The 14995-nt window shown below is 73.7% G+C and carries 16 protein-coding genes; 7 read left to right on the top strand and 9 right to left on the bottom strand.

Annotated elements, in window-relative coordinates:
• Position 1 precedes the first annotated feature (1 nt).
• Positions 2-403, top strand: a complete 402-nt coding sequence (locus tag IG86_RS0105395; protein WP_030818764.1) for a YchJ family protein — start codon at positions 2-4, stop codon at positions 401-403.
• Here the strand turns inward: IG86_RS0105395 and IG86_RS0105390 are convergent.
• Both IG86_RS0105390 and IG86_RS0105385 read right to left on the bottom strand, forming a co-directional pair.
• On the bottom strand, positions 367-1224 hold the full coding sequence (locus IG86_RS0105390) for a DUF6397 family protein (protein WP_051784975.1): 858 nt from the start codon (positions 1222-1224) through the stop codon (positions 367-369). The genes IG86_RS0105395 and IG86_RS0105390 overlap by 37 nt on opposite strands.
• A 144-nt stretch (positions 1225-1368) precedes the next feature.
• Complete coding sequence (locus IG86_RS0105385; RefSeq protein ID WP_030657457.1) at positions 1369-1767, bottom strand: roadblock/LC7 domain-containing protein; 399 nt, start codon at positions 1765-1767, stop codon at positions 1369-1371.
• 107 nt (positions 1768-1874) lie between these two features.
• On the opposite strand from IG86_RS0105385, the gene IG86_RS0105380 reads away from it, so the two are divergent.
• Complete coding sequence (locus IG86_RS0105380) at positions 1875-2312, top strand: PPOX class F420-dependent oxidoreductase (RefSeq protein WP_030818768.1); 438 nt, start codon at positions 1875-1877, stop codon at positions 2310-2312.
• Positions 2313-2335: 23 nt separating this feature from the next.
• Here IG86_RS0105380 and IG86_RS0105375 read toward each other — a convergent pair whose 3' ends face one another.
• From IG86_RS0105375 to IG86_RS0105355, 5 genes are all read right to left on the bottom strand, one after another.
• Positions 2336-3064 carry a GTP-binding protein gene (locus tag IG86_RS0105375; protein ID WP_234316183.1) on the bottom strand — a complete coding sequence of 243 codons (729 nt, stop codon included), beginning with the start codon at positions 3062-3064 and terminating at the stop codon, positions 2336-2338.
• Positions 3064-3447, bottom strand: a complete 384-nt coding sequence (locus IG86_RS0105370; protein WP_030657451.1) for a DUF742 domain-containing protein — start codon at positions 3445-3447, stop codon at positions 3064-3066. Before IG86_RS0105370 ends, IG86_RS0105375 begins: the two co-directional genes overlap by 1 nt.
• A 17-nt stretch (positions 3448-3464) precedes the next feature.
• The gene (locus IG86_RS0105365; RefSeq protein WP_030657449.1) at positions 3465-3908 is read right to left on the bottom strand and encodes a roadblock/LC7 domain-containing protein; all 444 of its coding nucleotides are present in this window, start codon (positions 3906-3908) and stop codon (positions 3465-3467) included.
• On the bottom strand, positions 3908-6568 hold the full coding sequence (locus IG86_RS0105360; RefSeq protein ID WP_051784974.1) for a sensor histidine kinase: 2661 nt from the start codon (positions 6566-6568) through the stop codon (positions 3908-3910). The genes IG86_RS0105365 and IG86_RS0105360 overlap by 1 nt, the downstream gene beginning before the upstream one ends.
• Before the next feature lie 105 nt (positions 6569-6673).
• Positions 6674-7453, bottom strand: coding sequence for an MHYT domain-containing protein (locus IG86_RS0105355; RefSeq protein ID WP_030818775.1), 780 nt, complete (start codon positions 7451-7453; stop codon positions 6674-6676).
• Positions 7454-7630: 177 nt separating this feature from the next.
• Here IG86_RS0105355 and IG86_RS0105350 point away from each other — a divergent pair, with 177 nt between their 5' ends.
• On the top strand, positions 7631-8230 hold the full coding sequence (locus tag IG86_RS0105350) for a class I SAM-dependent methyltransferase (RefSeq protein WP_030895055.1): 600 nt from the start codon (positions 7631-7633) through the stop codon (positions 8228-8230).
• Positions 8231-8295: 65 nt separating this feature from the next.
• Here the strand turns inward: IG86_RS0105350 and IG86_RS0105345 are convergent, their stop codons facing one another.
• Positions 8296-9210 carry an oxygenase MpaB family protein gene (locus IG86_RS0105345; protein WP_030818779.1) on the bottom strand — a complete coding sequence of 305 codons (915 nt, stop codon included), beginning with the start codon at positions 9208-9210 and terminating at the stop codon, positions 8296-8298.
• Between the two features lie 135 nt (positions 9211-9345).
• On the opposite strand from IG86_RS0105345, the gene IG86_RS0105340 reads away from it, so the two are divergent.
• The 3 genes from IG86_RS0105340 (at position 9346) to IG86_RS0105330 (ending at position 11881) form a co-directional block, all read left to right on the top strand.
• On the top strand, positions 9346-10125 hold the full coding sequence (locus IG86_RS0105340; protein ID WP_030818781.1) for a hypothetical protein: 780 nt from the start codon (positions 9346-9348) through the stop codon (positions 10123-10125).
• Positions 10126-10234: 109 nt separating this feature from the next.
• Positions 10235-10690 carry an SAM-dependent methyltransferase gene (locus tag IG86_RS0105335; RefSeq protein WP_030895052.1) on the top strand — a complete coding sequence of 152 codons (456 nt, stop codon included), beginning with the start codon at positions 10235-10237 and terminating at the stop codon, positions 10688-10690.
• Between the two features lie 192 nt (positions 10691-10882).
• Positions 10883-11881 (top strand): polyprenyl synthetase family protein, encoded by a 999-nt coding sequence (locus IG86_RS0105330; RefSeq protein WP_030895049.1) that lies wholly within the window; start codon positions 10883-10885, stop codon positions 11879-11881.
• 130 nt (positions 11882-12011) lie between these two features.
• On the opposite strand, the gene IG86_RS0105325 is transcribed toward IG86_RS0105330, so the two are convergent.
• The gene (locus IG86_RS0105325; RefSeq protein ID WP_030818787.1) at positions 12012-12194 is read right to left on the bottom strand and encodes a hypothetical protein; all 183 of its coding nucleotides are present in this window, start codon (positions 12192-12194) and stop codon (positions 12012-12014) included.
• 182 nt (positions 12195-12376) lie between these two features.
• Between IG86_RS0105325 and IG86_RS0105320 the strand changes: the two genes are divergently transcribed.
• The coding region (locus IG86_RS0105320) for a DEAD/DEAH box helicase (RefSeq protein WP_051784973.1) at positions 12377-14995 on the top strand (2619 nt) is incomplete at its 3' end.

Below are 14995 nucleotides of genomic sequence, written 5' to 3'. Positions count from 1 at the left end.
GATGCCCACCCCCGCCCTGCCGTGCCCCTGCGGGCTGCCCGCCGCCTACCCGGAGTGCTGCGGCCGCTTCCACTCCGGTGACGGCCGGGCACCCACCGCCGAGCTGCTGATGCGCTCCCGCTTCAGTGCCTTCGCCGTCGGTGACACCGCCTACCTGCTGCGCTCCTGGCACCCCTCGACGCGCCCTGACCGCCTGGACCTGGATCCCGGGCAGCGCTGGGAGCGGCTGGAGATCCTCGCCACGGAGCGCGGCGGGATGTTCGAGACGGAGGGCTCGGTGGAGTTCCGCGCGCACTACCGCGAGGGCCGGCACACCGGCTCGCTGCACGAGCACAGTGCCTTCTCCCGTGAGGCCGGCGCCTGGGTCTACGTCGGCCCCCTCTCCCCCGTCGACTTCGACTGAGCCCGGGCCCCGGTCAGGGCGAACTCCAGGCTGGTGCGGTACCAGTGGACCTCGTCCGGCGGCCCGGCCCGCAGCAGCCCCTCCGCCACCGCCGCGGCGGCGGGCACCTGCGGGTGCCCGTACGGCGGGGGCGGGGCCAGCGCGGCCAGGACGATCCGTTCCGCCGGATCGGGCACGGCCGCGCGCAGCTCGTCCTCCGGGAGTACGCAGGCCAGTACGGCAGCGCGGGCCCATGGATCGGCGGTCCGTCTGAGCAGGAGCCCCACGTGCCGCCCTCGCCAGGTGCGCGGCCGCAGGTCCCCCTTGGCCGCCAGCAGTTCCCGGTCCTCGGCGGGCGCCGTCCCGCGCAGCATCCGCGGCTCCCGGTCGGCGAACTCCCGTAACTCCGCGGCCAGATAGAGCCATACGACGGCGCGGTAGCGGTTGATCCGGTAGCCGACCGGGGTGAGGTGCCCGCAGCGGGCGAGCCGGGTGAACCGGCTCGGGCCGACTCCCAGCACCTCGGCCGCGCCCTGGGCACCGGCCACCGTCTCGACCTGTCGGCGCAGCGCGTCGGATGGGCCGGGGGCCGCTTCGCGCACCCTCGCCAGCTCCGCCCGGGTGAAGCGCGCGGCCCCGCCGGCCGTCGGCGGACCGGCCCGCACGATCCCCAGCTGGACGGCCCTGGCCAACTCGCCTCGGGTCAAGCCCAGTTCTCCGGCGGCCAGCGCGCTGCCGACCAGCACCTCCACGGCGCCGTCGGCCCGGACGGCCGCCCCCTCCCCCTCGCGCACGGCCATGTCCTTCGGCGGCGCGGTCACCATCTGCGTCATCTGCGTCATCACGGTCCTCCCCCACGAGCAGTGATTACTCTGTGTGAAGACCGTAACTCAGTGCAACGGAGCCCCGCGAGGCCTGTGGACAACTCCGCCCACCCGGCCACCTCGGCCACCCGGCCGCGTGTTGGACGTTCAGGCGCCGGGCGTTCAGCCGCCGGTGATGCGCCGCTCCGCGACGCCCAGGTGCTCGCCCACCCGGTTGACCAGCAGCGTCATCTCGTACGCGACCTGACCGATGTCCGCCTCGGCCGCGCTCAGCACGCACAAGGAGCTGCCCGCACCCGCCGCCATGACGAAGAGGGCCCCGTCGTCGTACTCGACCATCGTCTGCCGGACCTCTCCGGCCCTGAAGTGCCGCCCCGACCCCTTCGCCAGACTCTGCAGCCCGGCCGCCACGGCGGCCAGGTGTTCGGCGTCCTCCCTCGGCAGCCCCGCGCTCGCCCCCGTCACCAGGCCGTCATTGGACAGCACCACAGCGTGCCGCACCTGCGGGACCCTGCGCGTCAGGTCGTCCAGCAGCCAGTCCAGTTGCTTGTCCAGTGCCATTCCAAGCCCCTCCCCGTTGACGCGTGCCCGCTCGGCCGCGCCCCACCCCGCGTACTCGTGCCGCCAGCCTTCCCCACCAGCGCCTTTCCGGCAAGGAGGATGTGCCCATGGCGAAGAAGATGACTCAAGAGGAATGGCGGGCATTCGTCTCCCATTCCACCCGCACCGGAAAGCTCTCCACCGTCCGCGAGGACGGAAGTCCGCACGTCGCTCCGATCTGGTTCGTACTCGACGGGGACTCCTTCGTATTCAATACCGGCAAGGACACGGTCAAGGGGCGCAATCTGGCCAGGGACGGCCGCGTCGCACTCTGCGTGGACGACGACCGGCCGCCGTTCTCCTACGTCGTCCTCCAGGGCCGCGCCGAGATCAGCGGATACGCCGACGACGCGGACGGGATGCTCGTCTGGGCGACCCGCATCGCCGCCCGCTACATGGGCGAGGAGGCGGCCGAGGCCTTCGGCCGCCGCAATGCAGTCCCGAGCGAGCTCCTGGTCCGCGTCCCGATCGAGAAGGTGATCTCCGTCGCCGGGGTGTCCGACTGACCCACCCCCGCGGCAGGGCCGGCTCACACGGAACCGGCCTGCGGCCCCACCGAGTCCAGCAGCCGGGCGGTGTGCACCCGCCCGGCGTACTCGACCAGCCTGATCAGCACTTCCTTGCCGGAGTCCTTGTCCCGCGCGTCGCACAGCACCACCGGAGTCCCCTGCTCCAGGTCCAGGGCGCGCGAGACGTCGTGCGCTCCGTAACGCCGGGCCTCGGTGAAGCAGTTGACGGCGACCACGAAGGGGATGCGCCGGTGCTCGAAGTAGTCGACCGCCGGGAAGCAGTCCTCCAGCCTCCGCGTGTCGGCGAGCACCACCGCGCCGAGCGCTCCCTGCGACAGCTCGTCCCACAGGAACCAGAACCGGTCCTGCCCCGGGGTGCCGAACAGGTAGAGGGACAGCCCGGAGCGGATGGTGATCCGTCCGAAGTCCATGGCCACGGTCGTGGTCGTCTTCTGGTCCACGCCCCCCGTGTCGTCGACCAGTTCGCCCGCCTCGCTCAGCTGCTCCTCGGTGCGCAGCGGCCGGATCTCGCTCACCGCACCGACCAGCGTGGTCTTGCCCACCCCGAAGCCGCCCGCCACGAGGATCTTCAGTGCGAGCGCGGCCAGTTCGCCGTCCTCCTCCACCGTGCCCGGATCCGCGTCCGATCCCAGCTCCGGGTCCAGATCCACGTCCAGATCCAGGTCCGGGTCCGGTGCGGCTCCGGCCGGTCCGGACGCGCCGGAAGGTCGGTTGTCGTGGTGTCCCATCAAAGCGCTCGCAATCCCTCGATGACTTCACGCAGAATCCGCTCGTCCGGCAGTTGGGCGGGCGGTACCGGGCGGCTGACCTTGACGTGTCCGCCCTCCAGCAGGTCCCCGAGGAGCACCCGTACGACTCCCACGGGCAGGTCGGCGTCGGCGGCGAGTTCCGCCACCGACTGGGTCTCGGACCGGCAGAGCCCCAGCAGTGCCCGGTGTTCGGGGCCGAGCAGCGACTCGGCCGCCTCGTCCGCGCCGCCCTCCGGATCCACCGCGACCAGGGCGATCAGGTCGAAGCGGACCCCGTGCGGTCCCGGCCTGGTACGCCCCCCGGTCATGGCGTACGGACGGACGAGCGGGCCCGCTTCGGCGTCGTACCACTGGCCGTTCATGTGCCGGACCGCCGCCCTCAGCCGGCGGCCGGCGGCCGCGCCGCGAACCGCGGCGGGGTGTAGAGGTGCTCGCCGACCCGCTTGACCAGCCGGGCCATCTCGTAGGCGATCAGCCCGATGTCGGCGTTCGCGGCGCTGAGCACCGCCAGGCAGGATCCGTCGCCGGCCGCCGCGACGAAGAGGAAGCCCTCGTCCATCTCGACCAGCGTCTGGCGCACGCCCCCGGCGTGGAAGTGCCGGCCCGCGCCCTTGGCCAGGCTGTGGAAGCCGGAGGCCACCGCCGCCAGGTGCTCGGCGTCCTCCCGGCTGAGCGCGTTGGAGGCGCCGACCGCCAGGCCGTCGTTGGAGAGGACCACGGCGTGCCGGACCTCGACGACCCGGTGCACCAGGTCGTCCAGGAGCCAGTCGAGTTCGCCCGATCTGCGGATGCCGTCGTGGCCGATCCTCTGGTGCTCGATCATCACACTTCTCCTTCGCTGCCTGCGTGGGGGGAGTTCTCCTCGGCGCCGCGGACCCATCCGGCCCGGTAGGCGGCCATCCGGTCCCGGGCCTGCTCCGGGCTGCGGCCCGGCGGTTCCTCGGGCAGCCGGACGCCGGTGGGCTCCGGGGACGTGGGGGCCTCCCGCAGCTGCGGGACGAGGCTGGCCTGGCGCACCCGGCGCGGCAGTTCCGTCACGGAGGCCGAGGGGGGTGCGGCCGCCTCCGTACGGGTGCCCGCCGCACCGCCGGCGGTGCGCGGCCGGAGCGGGGCCACCGGTGCCGGGCGCGGCTCCTCGGCGGCCGCTGCCGGGGCCGCGCCCCTGGCCGGGGTGCCGCGCGCGTCGTCCCGAACTGCGGCCGGGCCGCGCGCCTCGTCCCGTACGACGGTCACGGCGGGCGGCTGCTGTGCCGCCGCCGGTTCCCGTGCGGGCACGCGGGCTCGCACCGGGCCGGCGGCGGCGGTGGCCGGCCGCGACTCCCGGCGCCCGGGGCCCTGGTCCACCTCTGCGTGGTCCGCGGCCGCGGCCGGGTCCCGGCCCGGGTCCGGGTCCGGGTCCGGGTCGCCGACGGTGATGGCGCCCTGGAGCATGGAGTTGGGCAGCAGCACCACGGCGGTGGTGCCGCCGTAGGGCGAGGTGCGCAGGTGCACCTTCACGCCGTGGCGGGCCGAGAGGCGGCTGACCACGAAGAGGCCGAGCCGGTCGCTGTCGAAGAGGTCGAGGTCCTCGGACTGCTCGATGCGCCGGTTGGCGTCGCCCAGGGCTTCGCGGCCCATGCCCAGTCCGCGGTCCTCGACCTCCAGGACGTAGCCGGTGCCCACCGGCTCGCCGCTGACCCGGACCTTGGTGTGGGGAGGGGAGAACTGGGCCGCGTTCTCGATGAGTTCGGCGAGGAGGTGGGTGAGGTCGGCGACGGCTCCGCCGACCACCGCGGCCTCGGCGAGCTGGCGGACCTCGACGCGCGGGTAGTCCTCGATCTCCGAGACGGCGGCCCGGACGACGTTGGTGAGCGGGACCGGCATCCGCCAGGCCCGGCCGGGAGCCGCACCCGAAAGGATGATCAGGCTCTCCGCGTGCCGGCGCATCCGGGTGGTGAGGTGGTCGAGGCGGAAGAGGTCGCCCAGCTCGTTCGGGTCGTCGGCGCGCCGCTCCATCGAGTCGAGCAGGGTGAGCTGCTTGTGCACGAGGACCTGGCTGCGGCGGGCGAGGTTGACGAAGACGCCGGACACTCCGCTGGCCAGCTCCGCCCGCTCGACGGCCGCGCTGAGCGCGGCCCGGTGGACCGTGCCCAGCGCCTCGCCGACCTGGGTGATCTCGTCGTCGGCGGGCGCGCCCGCCGGGGTCTCGGCGGCGACGTCGATCTCCTCGCCGGCGCGCAGCCGCTCCATCGCGTCGGGGAGTTTGCGGTGGGCGATCTCCAGGGCGGTGTTGCGCAGCGAGACCAGTTCGACGACGAGGACGCGGCCGATCCGGACGGAGATGACGAGGGAGGCGGCGACGGCCGCCAGGCCCAGCAGTACGGCGGCTCCGGCCGGGCTGAACGCCCCTTCGGCGACGGGATCGGCCCGGTGCGCCGCCGCGGTGTGCGCTGCCTCCTCGATCTCCCGCATCGAGGCGCTGATGCCGCTGTGGGCGGCCTCCCATCCCGCGGGCGCCCCGCGGCCGTCACGGGAGGTGCCGGTGGCCAGGGCCCGGTCCTCGGCGCCGGTGAGGTCGGCGTAGGCGGCGCTCTTGGCGACGGACTGCCAGGCGTCCCGCTGGATGGCGGGCAGGTCGCGGGAAGCGGTCTCGGTGAGCGCGCGGCGGGACTCGATGGCGCCGGTCAGCAGCCGAAGCGTTTCGGGGCTGCGCTGGCCGGGCAGGGCGAGCAGGGCGTCCTCGCGGGACAGGAGTTCCGCGGCGCGGGCGAAGTCGAGTAGGACCCTTGCGTCGGGGCCGAGTTCGGCGTGCTCGGCACCGGACAGCGAGCCGCTCACGGCGAACGCGGCGTCGACCACGCGGGTGTAGATCGCGAAGGCGGCATCGGGGGTGGCGCGGCGGTCGGTGATGTCCTTGCGGGCCGAGCCCAGCGCCTCGGCGGCGACGACGAAGGCGTCCAGGCGGACCACGGTGTCCGAGCGGTAGTCGCCGGAGTCGGCGACGGTGTGGCGCTCGCCGAGCCGCAGGCCGCGGACGGCGCTGTCGGTGCGGCGGGCCTGCTGGTCCAGCGCGCCCGGGTCGGCGGCGGGGTCGGCCAGGAGGCGGACGGCCGCGCGCCGTTCGGCCTGGAGCTCGGTGACGGCGGCGGCTACTGGGGCGCGTATCTCGGAGTCGACCTGCTGGACACGGGCCAGCCGGGCTATGTCCTGGGCGGTGTTGACGGTGGCGAAGGCCCACAGCGCGAGGAGCGAGACGACCGGGACCATCAGCAGGGAGACGATCTTCGCGCGGACGGTGGCGGGGCGCAGCCGCAGCCGGGGAGCGCGCTCGCCCGGTGCGGCGGAGCGGGGCGGGCGGGCGTCGTCCGCCTGCCGCGGCCGCTGCCGTGCCCGGTCTCCCGCCGGCTCCTCGGCCGGTGGCCCGGCATGGGCCCGGCGGCCGCGCGCCGGCGGCGCGGGCAGCCGCGGCGCCGCTGCTTCCGGTCTTCTGCGGGGTGTTCGCATGGGCTCCTCGTTCCGGGCGGTGCCTGTGGGTGCGGTAGGTCGGTGGGTCGTGCGGTCGTGCGGTCGTACGGGCGCTGGGGCGCGGTGGTACGCGGGGAGGGGCGGTCAGTGCGCGGCCGCGGTGTGCTCCCCCAGGTGCCGGGCGGAGGCGGAGGCGGCGCGTTCGTCGGCGGTCGGGGAGAGCGCGACGAAGGCGGCGGTGATGAACAGGTAGGAGCCCAGCCCGACGGCGAGGGGGAAGATGAACTGCATCGCGGTGGCTCCGGGCAGGGCCGCGTCCGAGGGGCTGACGCTGACGGCTACGGCCGTCATTCCCGTGTAGTGCATGCTGCTGACGGCGGCGCCCATGACGAGGGAGGCGGCGGCCACGGCCAGGGGCGACTTGATGTTGAGCGCGGCCCAGAGGGCGGCGGTGGCGGCGACCACGGCGATGACGACGGAGAGGCCGACGAGGAGCGGGTCGTAGGAGACCTGACCGTGCAGGCGCAGGGCCGCCATGCCCAGGTAGTGCATGCTGGCGACGCCGATTCCGGTGGTGAGCCCGCCCAGCACGAGGGCACGGCCGCGCGCCTTGCCGTAGCCGACCGCGAAGACTCCGGCGCCGACGACCAGCATGGCGACGAGCAGGCTCAGAATGGTGAGCGGCACGTTGTAGTGGATCTCCGTGCCGGTGACCTCGAAGCCGAGCATCGCGACGAAGTGCATGGTCCAGATGCCGGTTCCGATGGCGGAGGCCGCCGTGAGGAGCCAGTTGCGGCGGACGGCTCCGGTCGCGGCGAGCGCGCGGACGGTGCAGCGCAGTCCGAGGGCGGCGCCGATCGATGCCATCACGTATGACAGCGCGGGTGTCAGCCAGCCGTAGGCGGCGTGGTCCAGATGTCCCAGGTGTCCCATGGCCAACGGACGCTAGTCCGGGTGAGGGCGCGAACAGGGGGCGCATTTCGAAAGCAGCTGTAAGTGCTGGAATATGACAGAGCTACGTTCACCTTCGATCACCCCGCGCGCCACCTTGCGCACGGTCCGCGGACACCCGGCTGTGCGGCGGTGGAGGATCATGGGCCCATGAGCGAAGACCACACGCACGTGCAGGAGTTCTTCGGGGCGCGGGCCGACGGCTGGGACCGCAAGTTCCCGGAGGACGGGCCCGCCTTCGCCGCCGCCGTGGCGGAGTTCGGGCTGCGGCCCGGGGACCGCGTGCTCGACGCGGGCTGCGGCACCGGGCGGGCCCTGGGTGCGCTGCGCGCCGCCGTCGGACCCGCGGGCACCGTGCTCGGCGTGGACCTCACGCCGCAGATGCTGGCCGCCGCGCAGCGGGCCGGGCGTGCCGCCGAGGGCGTGCTGCTGCTCGCCGACGTGGCCCGGCTGCCGCTGCGCGACGAGGCGCTGGACGCGGTGTTCGCCGCCGGGCTCATCGCGCACCTGCCCGATCCGGCGGCGAACCTGCGCGAACTGTCGCGGGTGGTCCGCCCCGGCGGCCGGCTCGCGCTCTTCCACCCGATCGGGCGAGCGGCGCTCGCCGCGCGCCACGGCCGCGAATCGACCCCGCAGGACATGCGCGCCGAGCACAACCTCGGCCCGCTCCTGTCCGCCTCGGGCTGGGACATGACCTCGTACGCCGACGAGGACCACCGGTTCCTGGTGCTGGCCGCGCGCCGGCCCTGACCCCCGCGTGACGGCACACACCTTGTACGTCGCCGCCGCACCCGGTGACCGCGGAGGTACCGGGATCAGGCCGGAGGCTGGGCCTCCGCTCCGGCGGGCCGGCGGGGATGCGGCACGGGGCAGCCGCCCGAGCCGGGCACGGGGAAGGTGCCCAGCTCGCCCACGTCGTAGCCGCCGGGGTAGCCCTTGATCTCCGGGTTCTGGCGGGCGTAGTGCGGGGCCCGGCGCGGGGGCAGCAGCCGGACCGCGCGGCCCCGCAGCCGCAGGGCGCCCTGCACCAGCTTCCGGAGGCCGGCGTTCGGGGCCTCGTAGCCGAAGGCGTCGATCAGCGAGTCGTCGAGGAGGGCGAGGCCCCCGCGGCGCACGGCGGGCGCGAGCGGCGCCGGGTACCAGGAGGCCATCAGGTCGAGGGTGGAGTCGGCGACCCTGCGGGCGCCTTCGTCCCAGCCGAAGTGGGCCGCTTCGTAGGCGTCGAGGGTGGCCTCGAACTCCTCGTAGGAGCCCGGGATGTCCGTGATGCCCAGGTGTCGGCCGAGAGCGGCGTAGTAGTTCGCGCTCGCCCGGCGCTCGTGGTGGGTCATCGGGCGCCAGCCGTAGGCGTCCAGCCAGCGTGACGGGATCACCACGAACGTGCACAGGACATAGCGCATGTCGTCGTTGGAGATGTCGTAACTGCGGTGCATCTGGTTGACGCGGCGGATCGCCGTGCGCGCGGTGTCGCTGTCGAAGCCGTGCTCGACGACCGCGTCGAGGAGCAGCGCGGTGTCGTCGTAGCGCTTCTGGGTGCGCTCGGTGAACTCGGCGGTCTCGGCCAGCAGGCCGCCGATGCTGGGGACGGCGTACGTCCGGAACAGCGCGAGCTCCAGGGCGCGGGCGAAGTCCCAGGGGAACTCGTAGGTGGCGGTGAGCCGGTAGATGGCGAGGAAGTCCTTGTCGGGATCGAGCCGGAGGATCTCCTTCAGCCGGTCGTAACGCTGCACCGGGTGTCCCTTTCTGTGGCGGGTCCCCAACTCTACGTGCAGGTGGCGGCCTTGGAAATCGTGGCCCGCAGGCTCTCGACGCGCGGGTTACCGAGTAGTTAAGGTGCGCCGACGAGAGAGCAAGCTGGAGGCCAGGTGTCCGACGACGAGGGTGGCGGCTCGCTGTACGTGCTGACCGCCGTACTCCTGACCCCCGCGCAGTTCCCCAGCTTCCTGGGTGACGACTTCCCGGAGGCCTGCGCCCTGCTGGGCGTGGCGCCCAGCAGGGAGGGGTACGGGCTGGTGCTCGGCCAGGACGAGGAGGGCGCCCGCTGGACGGTCGTCGTCGACGACGTCTCGCTCGTGGCCGCCGCCATCGCCTCGTGGGACTGCGGCATGGAATACGACCTGTCGCCCGACGAGCGGACCATCGTGGTCTCGCTGGCGGGCTGGCCGGTGGACCTGTCGGTGGCAGCACCGGGGATCCCGGAGCCGCACGATCCCGAGCAGGGCGCGGACGGCACGGGGCGGGTGCCGCTGGCGCCGCCCTCGGCGGAGGCGTGGGGCCCGGTGCAGCGACGGCTGGGCGCGGACCAGATCGCGCGGGAATGGGCCGACTGGCGCGAGCGCGTGGCGACGGACGGCGGGGCCGCGGCCGCGGCGCATCCCGGACTCGCGCGTGCGCTGGAGCAGGCGCTGGAGTACACGCGGACCGCGCCGCCGCCCGGCCGCGTGCGGTCCTCCTTCGCCGGCGAGGGCGCCCGGACCCTGCGCGTGGACGGCCCCGGCTGGTCGCTGGTGGCCCGCACCGGGGAGGCGGCCTTCGTCCTGCTGGACGAGGAGCCGGGCGAGGTGCTCACGGTTCCCCGGGAGGGGGATCCCGACCTGCCGGAGCTGCTGGCGGCGCTCGACCGCGTCGCGGTCCGTCCGGCATGACCCCCGGCCCCGGACCAGGGGCTGCGGCTGGGGCTGGGGCTTGGGGCCTGCACGAACAGCGGCGTACGAACGGCGTGCGCACGAGCGACGGTACGAGGGGGACACGGTGGTGGAGTCGGAGCCGGTGGGTGTGGTCGTGGGTGGGCGCGCCGACGTCGTGGACGACGACTGGGGGCGGGAGACGGCGGTGATCCGCCTGGACGGCGACCGGTTCGGTCCGGAAGCCCTCTACGGACTGGAGGACTTCTCGCACGTCGAGGTCGTCTACCACTTCGACCGGGTCCCGGTGGAGAGGATCGAGACGGGCGCGCGGCACCCGCGCAACAACCCGGACTGGCCGCTGGTCGGCATCTTCGCGCAGCGCGGCAAGAACCGGCCCAACCGGCTGGGCGTCTCACGGTGCCGGGTGGTGAAGGTGGACGGGCTGGACGTCCACGTGGAAGGGCTCGACGCCGTCGACGGCACCCCGGTCCTCGACCTGAAGCCCTACATGGTCGAATTCGCGCCACGCGGCGAGCTCCGGCAGCCGGAGTGGGCGACGACCTTGATGGATGGCTATTACTGATCGCCTCGATGGCCGAAAATGTTTATTACCGTCGGTAGTTTAACGCTTCAACCACAGAGATTCGGCCAGAGCGACTGAAAATCGCTCTGGATCCCCCTCCTCCGGAATGATCGAATCGGCCAGTCACGCGGCTCGAAGGGTGCGCACCTCACCCCCACGCTCATTCCACGATGGAGGCCACTCTTGAATTCCATGTCGTACCTGGACCTGCACCGGAAGGTCGCACAGGACATCGATGCGGAGATCGAAACCGCTCTGGACCGGCTCGGCCCGATCGCGACGACCACCAAGAACTCCGTGGCCAAGCTCTTGGAGCAGCGCAAACTGAGACATCCCCTGTCGGTACTCCCGCTGCTCGCGCACGCCATAGAGACGGGGAATCCGGGGCCGGCCGTGCCACTGTCCGCGGTGCACCTGCTGTGGTGGACCTCGGCCTGCTATCTCGACGACCTGGCCGACGCCAATGGCGCGTCGATCTCCGGCGAGCTCACCGAGGACGAAGCACTGCTCACCTCCGTCATCACCGGAAATGCGCTGCCCATTCAGATCATCCTGGCGCAAGATCTCCCGGATGCGGCGCACGGCGCCCTGATAACCGAGATCCTGAACGGCTGGATCATCGGCGTCGACGGCCAGATAGAGGACATGCGCGGGGACATCGGCAGCGCCTCCCGGAAATCGGTGGTGGAGACGTACCGCGGAAAATCCGGCGCGCCCTTCGGGATGATCACGGCAATGGCCGCCATATTCTCGGGCACCACGGACGAAAGGATCGAGCTGTGGCGTGAATTCGGCTACGTCTTCGGAATCCTGTGGCAGATCTTCAACGACCAGGAAGACATCCTTTCCGGCCGTGACGAGGACCTGCTCAACGGCACGGTGACCTATCTGCTCGCCTCGGTCCTCGAGGACGCGTCGCCCCTCTCCCGGGAACACATCCTGGGGCTGTGCGCGGCCGCGGGCCGGTCGCATCAGGCCAGGGCGGAACTCGCGGGCATCCTGCGGACGCCCCTCGCCCTCGACCGCTACCGCGCGGAGATCGACGCGTTCCGCGCCGAGGCCTACCGGATCCTGGACGAACTGGGCGGCGACCAGGCTTATCAGCCGGTGCTCCGCAACCTCGTGGACCACGCGTCCCAGATGCTGCTCGAAGCCGAGCTCCGTCCCGTCGTCGTGAGCGGCGCGGCCTGATCCGGCCGGCCACCCCGGGCGCACCCGCGCCCGACGCCCACCCCGCGGCCGTGCCCGCCGGGCTCCGCACACCAGCCGGAGCCCGGCCACTTCCGGAGCGGGCCTCACCCGGTGCCGCGCACCGCCGCCCTCAGCGGCCTATCTGCTTCCTGGACAGGCCCCGCAGCCGGCGCCGCTGGGAGGAGTCCAGCAGGAGGTAGGCCGCCGTCGGCACCCCGATGAGGACCAGCAGGCCCGCCCAGAAGCCCACCGCCCAGAACAACACGATGGCTGCCACGACTCCGGCAACCGCGACCTTTCCGCTGCTGGACATCTGCGGACACCTCCTTGTGCCGTCGACCATTACTCCCTCAACGCGCCGTCACGACCGCGCGTTCCCTGCACTCGCGCGGATTTCGGAGCAGGAAGGCGGGTGCGGCCCGGCACCCGTCGTCCGGGGCCCGAGTTGGGGTACCCTCGGCCACCCCGACCCCGGTAGTCAAATTTGAGGAATGCGTGCTCGCCGAGATCTCCGACCTCCTCCGCTGCTCCGCCGTCTTCCTTCCCGGCGACCCGGCCCGCACCGGCCGGATCGCCCTCTGGCAGGCGGACGGGACGTCACCCGCCACACTCACGGCACCCTCCGCCCCGGCGCCCGGCGCGGTGGCGGGCACGGACACCGGCGGCACAGACACGGGCTCCGGCTCCGGCTCGGGCTCCGGCTCGGGCTCTGGCTCGGACGCCTTCGAGGAGCTGTCCGTCGTCACCTCCGACCTGCGGCGGACCACCGTGCGCGCGCTCGTGCTGACCGTGGACGAGGCCCTGCCCCTGCTCACCCGCGCCCGGACCGGAGCAGGAGCCGGCACCGCCGACGTGGCCGCTGCCGGCACCGTGTTCTGGGGCGCGGCCGCGCTGCTGGCCCTGCGGTTCGCCGCACGGGGGAAGCTGCTGCCGGGCCTGAGCCCCGCCGGCCACGACGCCTGGCGGCTCGGGCCGCTGGAAGCGGCCGACCTCGACGAGGTGCGCGCCTTGGCCGCCGCCATGCCGCCCGGTGCCCGCTGCCTGCCGACGAATCCGGAGGGGCCGCCCCGGCTGCCCGCCGCCGAGCCGCTGCTGCGCGCCTTCCTCGACGCCGTCGCCGACACCCTGCCGCGCTCCTCCGCCGCGCCCGCGGCCGCCGGGGGGACCGCCTTCGCCGCCCGCCCGCCCGAGCGCCGCCCCCACTTGCGCGACTGGACCGCCGAAGTGGCCTCCGGTCACGACGCCGGAGTGCGCCTCTCCCTCCGGGTCGAGCTCACCGGGGAACCCGGGCGGGCCCCCGCCGCCCCGGAGGCGGTCGAAGGCACCACGGCCGCCGGAGGTTTCCGGGCCGTCCTGCAGATGCACAGCCCGGCCGCCGCCGCGCTGGTGGCCGACGCCGCCGACGTCTGGGCCGGTTCCGGCGCCGCCGCGGCCGCCTTCCCTCCCGGCGCCCGGCTGGACGCCCTGCGCGCCCTGCGCCGGGCCGCCCGGCTGTGGCCCCCGCTCGCCCCGCTGCTGGGCGCGGCCGTCCCGGACGCCGTCGAACTCGCCGACGAGGAGGTCGCGGAGCTGCTCGGCGAGGCCGCCGCCGCGCTCGCCGCCGACGGGGTGCAGGTGCACTGGCCGCGCGGGCTCGTCCGCGGACTGACCGCCCGCGCCGTCGTCGGATCCCCCGGGCCCGACGAATTCCGCGAACCCCACGACTCCCGCAGACCCCACGACTCCCGCGACACCGCCGGGAGCGCCCTGCCCTCCGGACTGCTCTCCCCCGGCGCCGTGCTCTCCTTCAGCTGGCGCCACGCCCTCGGCGGGCACGGCGATCTGACCCCGGACGAGCTGGACCGCCTCGCCGAGGCCAACCGCCCCCTGGTGCGGCTGCGCGACCAGTGGGTGCTGATCGACCCCGCCGAGGCCCGCCGGGCCCGCGCGCTCCAGGACCGTACGCTCGGCGCCGCGGACGCGCTGGCCGCCGTACTCACCGGGTCCGCGGAGATCGACGGCGAGCGGGTCGGCGTCGAGGCCGACGGTGCGCTGGAACGCCTGCGCGCGCGGCTCACCGGCGACCCGCAGGAGGCGGACGGGGTGGACGCCCCGCCCGGGCTGTCGGCCACCCTGCGCGACTACCAGCTGCACGGCCTGCGCTGGCTGGCCCGGATGACCTCACTCGGCCTCGGCGCCTGCCTCGCCGACGACATGGGCCTGGGAAAGACCGTCACCCTCATCGCGCTCCACCTGCACCGCAACCGTCCGGGCGCGTTCACCGCCGGCCCCACCCTGGTGGTGTGCCCGGCCTCGCTGCTGGGCAACTGGGAACGGGAGATCGGGAAGTTCGCGCCCGGCAGCCCCGTACGCCGTTTCCACGGGCCTGGCCGCGGCCTGGCCGGACTCACGCCCGGCGCCGGGGAGTTCGTACTCACCACGTACGGCACGATGCGCCTGGACACGGCCGTGCTCGCCGCCACCGACTGGGGCCTGGTCGTCGCAGACGAGGCGCAGCACGTCAAGAACCCGCACTCCTCCACCGCCAAGGCCCTGCGGACCGTCCCGGCGCGGGCCCGCGTGGCCCTGACCGGTACCCCCGTGGAGAACGACCTCTCCGAGCTGTGGGCCGTCCTGGACTGGGCGACCCCGGGAATCCTGGGCCGCCTCGGGACCTTCCGCGCCCGCTACGCCGAACCGGTCGAGAGCGGCCGCGACCCGCAGGCGGCGGCCCGGCTGTCGGCGCTCGTCCGGCCGTTCCTGCTGCGGCGCAGGAAGTCCGACCCGGGCATCGCGCCCGAGCTGCCGCCGAAGACCGAGACCGACCACCCGGTGTCCCTCACCGGCGAACAGACCGCGCTCTACGAGGCCGTCGTACGCGAGACCCTCGCGGCGATCTCGGAGGCCGACGGGATGGAGCGGCGCGGGCTCGTGGTCAAGCTGCTGACCTCGCTCAAGCAGATCTGCAACCACCCGGCCCACTACCTGGGCGACGGCGGCGCGACCGGCGGCGCGCGTTCCGGCAAGCTGGAGCTCCTCGACGAGCTGCTGGACACCATCCTCGCCGAGGGCGGTTCGGTGCTGGTGTTCACGCAGTACGTGACGATGGCCCGGCTCATCGAGCGGCACCTCTCG

Origin of the sequence: Streptomyces virginiae (assembly GCF_000720455.1) — a bacterium.
GTDB classification, from domain to species: domain Bacteria; phylum Actinomycetota; class Actinomycetes; order Streptomycetales; family Streptomycetaceae; genus Streptomyces; species Streptomyces virginiae.
The sequence above is the reverse complement of the archived record's forward strand: the minus strand, read 5'-3'. Positions and strand labels throughout refer to the sequence as shown.

Excerpts from the sequence above, each read along its gene's own strand:
- IG86_RS0105370 (WP_030657451.1), bottom strand. The coding sequence starts at position 3,447 with ATGAACGGCCAGTGGTACGACGCCGAAGCGGGCCCGCTCGTCCGTCCG.
- IG86_RS0105380 (WP_030818768.1), top strand. The coding sequence starts at position 1,875 with ATGGCGAAGAAGATGACTCAAGAGGAATGGCGGGCATTCGTCTCCCAT.
- IG86_RS0105330 (WP_030895049.1), top strand. The coding sequence starts at position 10,883 with ATGTCGTACCTGGACCTGCACCGGAAGGTCGCACAGGACATCGATGCG.
- IG86_RS0105395 (WP_030818764.1), top strand. The coding sequence starts at position 2 with ATGCCCACCCCCGCCCTGCCGTGCCCCTGCGGGCTGCCCGCCGCCTAC.
- IG86_RS0105350 (WP_030895055.1), top strand. The coding sequence starts at position 7,631 with ATGAGCGAAGACCACACGCACGTGCAGGAGTTCTTCGGGGCGCGGGCC.
- IG86_RS0105325 (WP_030818787.1), bottom strand. The coding sequence starts at position 12,194 with ATGTCCAGCAGCGGAAAGGTCGCGGTTGCCGGAGTCGTGGCAGCCATC.
- IG86_RS0105360 (WP_051784974.1), bottom strand. The coding sequence starts at position 6,568 with ATGCGAACACCCCGCAGAAGACCGGAAGCAGCGGCGCCGCGGCTGCCC.
- IG86_RS0105390 (WP_051784975.1), bottom strand. The coding sequence starts at position 1,224 with ATGACGCAGATGACGCAGATGGTGACCGCGCCGCCGAAGGACATGGCC.
- IG86_RS0105375 (WP_234316183.1), bottom strand. The coding sequence starts at position 3,064 with ATGGGACACCACGACAACCGACCTTCCGGCGCGTCCGGACCGGCCGGA.
- IG86_RS0105365 (WP_030657449.1), bottom strand. The coding sequence starts at position 3,908 with ATGATCGAGCACCAGAGGATCGGCCACGACGGCATCCGCAGATCGGGC.
- IG86_RS0105385 (WP_030657457.1), bottom strand. The coding sequence starts at position 1,767 with ATGGCACTGGACAAGCAACTGGACTGGCTGCTGGACGACCTGACGCGC.